7 protein-coding genes and 1 pseudogene are annotated in these 6,679 nt (G+C 59.4%); 4 read left to right on the top strand and 4 right to left on the bottom strand.

Annotation, left to right across the window (positions count from 1 at the left end; all coding sequences use genetic code 11):
- Positions 1-40: 40 nt before the first annotated feature.
- Both F0169_RS24930 and F0169_RS24925 read right to left on the bottom strand, forming a co-directional pair.
- Positions 41-676: pseudogene (locus F0169_RS24930) on the bottom strand (IclR family transcriptional regulator); the annotation flags it as partial.
- A gap of 64 nt (positions 677-740) precedes the next feature.
- Positions 741-1,889 carry an amidase gene (locus F0169_RS24925; RefSeq protein WP_172979548.1) on the bottom strand — a complete coding sequence of 383 codons (1,149 nt, stop codon included), beginning with the start codon at positions 1,887-1,889 and terminating at the stop codon, positions 741-743.
- A 320-nt stretch (positions 1,890-2,209) separates the two neighbouring features.
- Here F0169_RS24925 and F0169_RS24920 point away from each other — a divergent pair, with 320 nt between their 5' ends.
- Both F0169_RS24920 and F0169_RS24915 read left to right on the top strand, forming a co-directional pair.
- Positions 2,210-2,527 carry a hypothetical protein gene (locus F0169_RS24920; RefSeq protein WP_152747907.1) on the top strand — a complete coding sequence of 106 codons (318 nt, stop codon included), beginning with the start codon at positions 2,210-2,212 and terminating at the stop codon, positions 2,525-2,527.
- Between the two features lie 453 nt (positions 2,528-2,980).
- A complete protein-coding gene (locus F0169_RS24915; protein WP_152747906.1) occupies positions 2,981-3,274 on the top strand; it encodes a DUF3077 domain-containing protein in 294 nt (97 codons plus the stop codon).
- A gap of 181 nt (positions 3,275-3,455) precedes the next feature.
- Here the strand turns inward: F0169_RS24915 and F0169_RS24905 are convergent, their stop codons facing one another.
- Positions 3,456-3,770, bottom strand: a complete 315-nt coding sequence (locus tag F0169_RS24905) for an amidase (protein WP_152747904.1) — start codon at positions 3,768-3,770, stop codon at positions 3,456-3,458.
- Positions 3,767-4,849, bottom strand: coding sequence for a serine hydrolase domain-containing protein (locus F0169_RS24900; protein ID WP_152747903.1), 1,083 nt, complete (start codon positions 4,847-4,849; stop codon positions 3,767-3,769). The genes F0169_RS24905 and F0169_RS24900 overlap by 4 nt, the downstream gene beginning before the upstream one ends.
- 230 nt (positions 4,850-5,079) lie before the next feature.
- Between F0169_RS24900 and olsB the strand changes: the two genes are divergently transcribed.
- Both olsB and F0169_RS24890 read left to right on the top strand, forming a co-directional pair.
- Positions 5,080-5,835 (top strand): L-ornithine N(alpha)-acyltransferase, encoded by a 756-nt coding sequence (olsB, locus tag F0169_RS24895; protein ID WP_099239735.1) that lies wholly within the window; start codon positions 5,080-5,082, stop codon positions 5,833-5,835.
- Positions 5,835-6,626 (top strand): lysophospholipid acyltransferase family protein, encoded by a 792-nt coding sequence (locus tag F0169_RS24890; RefSeq protein ID WP_058413576.1) that lies wholly within the window; start codon positions 5,835-5,837, stop codon positions 6,624-6,626. Before olsB ends, F0169_RS24890 begins: the two co-directional genes overlap by 1 nt.
- The last annotated feature ends 53 nt before the right edge of the window (positions 6,627-6,679 follow it).

Below are 6,679 nucleotides of genomic sequence, written 5' to 3'. Positions count from 1 at the left end.
TTTGACCGAGTTCGGCTCGGGATTTTGATCGTTATTATGGTATCGGCAACGCCACGGCGCGAATCAGGAACGGCAGGCGCATTGGGTATTCCCAATAGCCCTCAGTGCGTTGGCCGAAGCCTCGATGTTGGGTTTGCGCGCAGGTATGGAACTGCTCGTCTGCCGCCACAAGATCGCGGTGCGCCAGGCGTTGTACCTCTTGCGCCGGTAAATGCGTGAGGCACGCCTTGCCCATCGCCGAGTGAAACAGGCTGGCGTGCTGGCCGACGATCTGGCAGTTATTGGGGTACAACTTGCGCTGCACCGTGGGGATCGCGCTTTCCATGACTTCCAGGTGCTCACCGTCGAAGCAGGATAAATCCACCACCAACCCCGTGCGCTCGCTGAGTTCAAGCAGCCAAGGGGCAGCGCTTTCCACGACCTGGCGCTTGCCGCGCTGCTGAGTGTCGCCGAACAAACGTTGGGCACGCAGCCGATAGCGGCGATCACTCAAACCGCGATAGACCCAGCCCTGATCGTGCAGGGTCAGCAACATCCGCGACACAGTGGCCTTGGGCAGGCACGTCAAATAATGCAGCTCCTCCAACCCAAGTGCCTGGTGCTCACCGAGCAACTCGACGATTGCCAGTGCGCGCTCAACCGAGCGTACAGTTCCTGTCTCGGCGTTGCTGCCCATGTTCGATCTCCTTGTTGCCGGGGGATGATCATTGTTCGCAGCAAGATACACGCCCGGTCGCGCGCTAACCGGCCGATTCAAGGCACGCCGGCGGCCGGCGTTGCACCCATTGCGTCAACTGTTCATGCGCGTAAGCCAATTGCAGCACCGCCCGGTCGGCCTGCGCCGGGCCGATGATCTGCACGCCCATGGGCAGGCCCTGTGGGTTGAAACCCACCGGGATGCTGATGCTCGGCAAACCTGCCAGCGTCGGGCCGATCACCACTTCCATCCAGCGGTGATAAGCGTCCATTTCGCGCCCACCCACGAGGCGTGGCCACGCGTGTTGTGCATCGAAAGGGAACACTTGGGCGGTGGGCAGCAACAGGAAGTCGTAACGTTCGAACAGCTTGGCCACCGCGCGGTACCACTCGCTGCGATCCACCGAGGCCTGATACACCTGCTGCGCACTCAAGCCCAGGCCGCCCTCCACTTCCCATTGCGCCTCGGGTTTGAGCAACGCGCGCTTTTGCGGGTTGGCGTAGGCCGCGCCGAGGTTGCCGTGTACCAGCCAATGGCGGTGCACCAGCCAACTGCGCCATAGGCGCGCCATGCAAAACTCGGGTTGGCAGCTTTCCACTTCGCAGCCCAGCGCGGCGAAATCATCAAGGGCGGATTCGCACAGGCTCAGCACGCCTTCGTCCATCGCCAGGTAGCCGTTGTAATCCCCCAGCCAACCGAGGCGCGCGCCCTTGAAGTCGCGCTGCAAGGGTTGCCCAAAGACCGTCGGATCATCCTTGGAGGACAGCGGCACGCGTGGGTCGTAACCCGCCTGAATGCTCAACAACCGCGCCACATCCGTGACACTGCGGCCCATCGGGCCTTCGGTGCCCAGTTGCTGCACGAACAGTTCCGGCATCGGCCCATGGGGCACGCGGCCGTGTGACGGGCGCAGGCCGAACACATTATTGAAGGCCGCCGGGTTGCGCAGCGAACCCATCATGTCGCTGCCATCGCGCGCACTGCTGCCATTGCGCAGCACGCCGACAACACCGGTTTTGCCGATGCCGGTGTGCACCGCGTAACCCCAGCCCTTCAGGGCTTTGGCGACAAGCGCTGACGTGCGGTTCTCTTCAAAGCCGAGTTCGGGGTGGGCGTGAATGTCTTGACGCACGGCACGCAAGTCGCTGTCGACGTCGCTGAGCTTATCCAGTATGTGCTGGTGTGGGCGCATGGTGATTCTCCTCACAGGCGGGTGTTCCCGTTCTTGTTTGCGACACACCGCCAGCTAACCGCGATGTGGGCAGGAGGACAATCAAAGGTGGTTCCACTGGGTGGAACCTGAGGGCAGCCGTTAACCCTGACTAACGACATTGCCCCTCTGAAAAAAATGCCATGTTGGAAAATTATAACTTTTCGATTTAAGGTCTAAAGCAAACAGGACTAAAAAACTGTCATTTTTAACAGGTTACATTTATACCCCAGCCCCCAAGTATGCAAGTGCAACATCTAAAACTAAAGCTGCGTAATTAACCTCTAGAGGAAGCTCACTTTATGAACGTAAAAACAGCTACACCATTTGGCGTCAGCTTAGCAGCACGACTCCCATTGTTCCTCATCGCAGTATTTTTATTAATAGTCAGCGCTGGAACTTCCCACCCTGCTCACGCGGCAGCGTTCAAGCAAACAGAAGAAGACATAGAAAACTCACATTACATTATGTGCAAAAACAAACTCGGGCCTCAATTAACCAGGGATCAGGCTAAAAAGCTCGATGCATACTGCCAAGAGATCGTGCAAAAAAGTCTGTCTCCAGAGGAAATAGAGCGCGAAAAAGACTTTATAAATAAGCATGTTAAAAAATTACAATAGAATTAAAATCCATCAAAAATAAAAAGGGAGTCCCCCCCACCAAATACAATTACATATTCGACACTGAGCTTTTAAACTTCCTTACGAAACGCCAGGAACAGAAACAAAGCGGCGATTTCATTGATAATGTTCATGCGAGCGAGGACGATTTAATAAATCGTCACTCTGTCATGGCGTTGCTTCCCTCCCGTTTTTTGGAAAAATTTCCCAAAACGCTTTTTTGCAGCTCCCCACTCGACGTTGGCCAAACTGCATCAACGTTTCTTGTTTCGAGCAGGGTGACGAAGACCTGCATCGAAAAGCCGTCGTTTCAGCCGGAAAGATCCTACTCACTCCGCGGGTTGCAGCCTGGAGACCATCACGTTAACCTCATCCCAGTCGCTGCTCATCAGCGACCGGGCGTGGAATCCCGAGAAAAGAAGCTCTTATTGGTTGCACCAAAGGAGCAAGCTTATGCCGTACGAAATACCCTCAGCCGAAACCATCGGCGCCGTGACCTTCGCAGACTGCGGAGAGAACAAAAGCCATTTGAAAGTGTTCCGCGTCAACGCGGGGGTTCCGCTTGTGGAAGCCCTTGAACACGCCTCGCACGTGCTTTATTACTCAAAAATGCTCGCGCTTGAAGCTGCCATGGACCCCAAGGCGGAGAAGTTTGCATTCGCCTCGCATTACCTGGGTGAGATGGGTAAAGCTATCATCGATGACCTGCTGCTGGCATTGCAGCCTGGCAGCCCAACCTCGCAGTAAGTCGTTCGCGCCCGGTGCAGTGCATCGGGCGCCGGCTTGGACTTCTCTCATTTCCAATGATTAATGCAAATCCAATGTGGGAGCGGGCTTGCCTGCGATAGCGGCAGGTCAGTCAACATCACCGTCGCCTGTGCCGCCGTCATCGCAGGCAAGCCAGCTCCCACAGCGGATATAACGCGTGTCAGGGATTCAGGCGGCAGCCTTGGCGATCACCTAGCCACCGCGCCGTATGCGTGCGCCCCAACCCGCTTGCGGTGACTTCACTGATCTGCGGTTTATCGATAAACGCACTGGTCGGCACGTACTGCTTCACATACCCCAGGCAATACCCGGCAGGATTGTTCTCCACGTACCGGCACGAGCAATATTCCTTGGCGGTGTAGGCCGCGATGATGTCGGGGAAGGCTTGCAGGTTGACGCGCTCGTACCAGACCCAGCCCAGCAACGCGAGCAAGAGCAGAAGAAACACGCTGGTAAACGGTCGACGACGGATCATGGTTGCACCGCTGCGAGTACGCGTTTGAGCAGTTCGTTGTGCTGGTAGCTGCCGTCGCGGTCATCGCCGTAACGCACAATCACCAAGTGTTCATCCGGCATCACAAACAGCGCCTGGCCCCAGTGGCCCAAGGCGGCGAAGGTGTCGGCGGGGGCGTCTGGCCACGGGCGGGCGGCGCCTTGCACTTCGCGGTTCAGCCACCATTGGCCACCGGGTACGGCTTCGTCCTGGCCGGCTTTGTAGTTGGCGAAAGGCTGGCGATTGAAGTCGACCCATTCTTTGGGCAGCAATTGCTTGTCCCCCCACCGACCGTCGCGCGCCATCAGCAGCCCTACGCGCGCTAAATCGCGGGCGGTGAGGTAGGCGTAGGACGAGGCGACGAAGGTTTCATCGGCGTCGGTTTCCCAGGTGGCGTTGCGAATGCCCAGCGGCGTGAACAGCGCATCCCACGGGTAGCTCAGGTAGGCCTGGTGGCCGAGTATGCCTTTGAGAGTGGCGGACAGGATATTGCTGTCGCCGCTGGAATACCGGAAGGCTTGCCCAGGCTCGGCGGCAGTACCGGTGTCGGCGGCGAACTCGGCCATGTTCGCGCGGCCACGGGTGTAGAGCATCGCCACCACCGAGGAATTCAGCGGGGCGTATTCGTAGTCTTCCTGCCAATCCAAACCCGAGGCCCAGTGCAGCAGGTCGGCCATGGTGACGTTGGGGTGCTGCTTCATCGGCGGGTAGAAGCGTGCAGCCGGGTCGGTGAGTTTGAAACGGTTTTCGCCATAGGCCACGCCGAGCACGGTGGCCATCAGGCTTTTGCTGACCGACCAGGTCAGGTGCGGGGTGCTGGCGGTGGTGGGCGCGGCGTAGTGTTCGTAGATGATTTGGCCATCGCGGATCACCACCAGCGCATCGGTGCGCACGCCTTTACGGGTAGCGTCGTCGCGCGGCGCGAAGGCGTAGCTGTTGAGGGCTTCTACCGCTGGGCCTTCGAGCGGTTTGGCGCTGACCCACTCCTTGTCAGGCCAGGTTTCGGCTTGGGCGGTGACGGTGACTGACAACAGCGCGGCGAACAACAGCCCTTTGACCATGGACGCAAACTCAAGCGGTATTCAAGAAAGCGAGCCTAACCGAGGTAAGTGAAGCTTTTGCTACAAGCCTGCTCGCACATTTTGATGCTCTTACAACGGGCAGACGCTTCCCTGCCCCCTGTCATCTAAGCGTCACCGGAGCTTCATGGAGCTGACACCGAGCCTACATAGCCTGAGTTTGGACAAACAAGTCGACCGGCCGAAACGTGGCTGGCACTCGGAGATTCGCCATGACTCAGATCGCCCGCATCAGCAACACCGGCAATGAACGCCGTCTGCAAGCCGAACGCCTGATTGGCGCAGACGCTTTGCAGGAAGCCCAGGCCCTGCGGTTCAACGTGTTCAGCGGCGAACTCAACGCCAAGCTGAAAGGCGCGGAACGGGGTCTGGACATGGATGACTATGATGTTCACTGCAGCCACATCGGCGTGCGGGATTTGAACAGCGGTCGATTGGTCGCCACCACCCGTTTGCTCGACCACCAAGCGGCCAGCACCTTGGGCCGGTTCTACAGCGAAGAAGAATTCAGCCTGCACGGCCTGCTGCATCTGCAAGGCCCAATCCTCGAAATCGGCCGCACCTGCGTCGACCCGGCCTACCGCAACGGTGGCACCATCGCGGTGTTATGGGGCGAGTTGGCCGAAGTGCTCAATCAAGGCGGCTACAGCTACCTGATGGGTTGCGCGAGCATCCCGATGCACGACGGCGGCATCCAGGCCCACGCGATCATGCAGCGCCTGCGCGAACGCTACCTGTGCAACGAACACCTGCGCGCCGAGCCGAAAAAACCGCTGCCGGCGCTGGACCTGCCGTCCAACGTGATCGCCGAAATGCCGCCGCTGCTCAAGGCGTACATGCGCCTGGGCGCGAAGATTTGCGGCGAGCCGTGCTGGGATGAGGATTTTCAGGTAGCCGACGTGTTCATCCTGCTCAAGCGCGACGAGCTGTGCCCGCGTTACGCTCGCCACTTCAAGGCGGCCATGTAATGGACCGCTTGCGCGTGTACGGGCGCATTGCCCGCGTGCTGCTGGTGGTGGCGCTGGGGTTGAGCATGGCCAGTGTGTTTGGGCTGTTCGAGCGTATGGGCGTGGCCAACTCGATGGTGCGACGCCAACGCTGGTCACGGTTTTTCATGGCGCGGCTGACCAATGCCCTGCCCTTTCGCGTGACGGTGCACGGTGAGTTGCCGCAAACGCCGATGCTGTGGGTCAGCAATCACGTGTCCTGGACCGACATTCCCCTGCTCGGCGCCGTAGCGCCGCTGTCGTTTCTGTCCAAGGCCGAAGTGCGCACCTGGCCGGTGGCTGGCTGGCTGGCGGCCAAGGCCGGTAGCCTGTTTATCCGCCGTGGTTCGGGCGACAGCCAATTGATTCGCAAGCAGATGACCCGTCACCTGGAGCAACAACACCCGCTGCTGATGTTCCCCGAAGGCACCACCACCGACGGGCGCAGCCTGCGCACGTTTCACGGGCGTTTGCTGGCCAGCGCGATTGATGCCGATGTGTCGCTGCAACCGGTGGCGATTCGTTATTTGCGCGACGGCCAGGTCGACCCGCTGGCACCGTTCATTGGCGATGACGATTTGCTCTCGCACCTGATGCGGCTGTTCGGCCACGACCAGGGCGATGTGGAAATTCATGTGCTCAAGCCGATTGCCTGCGCCGGGCAGGAACGCGCAGCGCTGGCGTATCAGGCCCAACAGGCGGTGCAAAAGGCGCTGTTTGGGCCGCTGCCGGAGACCGAGCAAGCGGGTGCACGGCCCGCGTACGCCGCTTAGCTGGGTGTGAAGTAAACGCAGTTCAAATGTGGAATGTGGGAGGGGGTTTGCTC

The sequence above is a fragment of the Pseudomonas kitaguniensis genome (assembly GCF_009296165.1).
GTDB lineage: Bacteria > Pseudomonadota > Gammaproteobacteria > Pseudomonadales > Pseudomonadaceae > Aquipseudomonas > Aquipseudomonas kitaguniensis.
Note: the sequence above shows the minus strand (reverse complement) of the source record. Positions and strands in the feature narration are given on the sequence as shown.

Coding starts and splice junctions, on each gene's coding strand:
- F0169_RS24900 (WP_152747903.1), bottom strand. CDS start 4,849: ATGGTCAAAGGGCTGTTGTTCGCCGCGCTGTTGTCAGTCACCGTCACC.
- F0169_RS24925 (WP_172979548.1), bottom strand. CDS start 1,889: ATGCGCCCACACCAGCACATACTGGATAAGCTCAGCGACGTCGACAGC.
- F0169_RS24905 (WP_152747904.1), bottom strand. CDS start 3,770: ATGATCCGTCGTCGACCGTTTACCAGCGTGTTTCTTCTGCTCTTGCTC.
- olsB (WP_099239735.1), top strand. CDS start 5,080: ATGACTCAGATCGCCCGCATCAGCAACACCGGCAATGAACGCCGTCTG.
- F0169_RS24920 (WP_152747907.1), top strand. CDS start 2,210: ATGAACGTAAAAACAGCTACACCATTTGGCGTCAGCTTAGCAGCACGA.
- F0169_RS24890 (WP_058413576.1), top strand. CDS start 5,835: ATGGACCGCTTGCGCGTGTACGGGCGCATTGCCCGCGTGCTGCTGGTG.
- F0169_RS24915 (WP_152747906.1), top strand. CDS start 2,981: ATGCCGTACGAAATACCCTCAGCCGAAACCATCGGCGCCGTGACCTTC.